This is a genomic window from Cereibacter changlensis JA139 (assembly GCF_003034985.1).
Lineage (GTDB): Bacteria > Pseudomonadota > Alphaproteobacteria > Rhodobacterales > Rhodobacteraceae > Cereibacter > Cereibacter changlensis.
The window spans coordinates 1-396 of sequence record NZ_PZKG01000445.1 but is presented as its reverse complement, the minus strand read 5'-3'; the positions used below and the strand labels follow the sequence as shown (position 1 = coordinate 396).

The window sequence follows — 396 nt, the reverse complement described above, 5'->3', positions numbered from 1 at the left end:
GGAAGGAGCCGGCATTCCCGCCCGGCCCTATCTCGGCGTCTCCGAGGAGGACCGCCGCGACATCGAGCGGCTGGTGATCGGCCGGCTGGAGGATCTGTTGCCATGAGCGCGACCGAGACCCGCCCCGATCTGCTCGCCGCTCTGCCCGGCATCGTCGCCCAGGCGATCCGCGCCGTGCTGCCAGCCTTGCGCGAATGCCGCGGCATGGCCGGCCGGCTCGACGTGGCGGCGCTGAAGGCGAAGGGCATCGCCGCCCCCGCCGTGCTGGTGACCCGGCTCGGCTGCCAGCAGGATCAGACCTACGCCGGCCCGCACCCGACCTTCCGGCTGCGCATGGCCACCTTCATCCTCTGCAAGGACGAGCTCGGCCTTGACCGCGATACCGCCGCCGCCAAC

2 protein-coding genes are annotated in these 396 nt (G+C 72.5%); both read left to right on the top strand.

The features are described 5' to 3' along the window. The first annotated feature begins 13 nt into the window (after nt 1-13). Nucleotides 14-106, top strand: coding sequence for a hypothetical protein (locus C5F48_RS26555; protein ID WP_373454377.1), 93 nt, complete (start codon nt 14-16; stop codon nt 104-106). Continuing rightward, on the top strand, nt 103-396 hold a 294-nt coding region (locus C5F48_RS24590), incomplete at its 3' end, for a hypothetical protein (protein WP_146170799.1). The genes C5F48_RS26555 and C5F48_RS24590, both read left to right, overlap by 4 nt.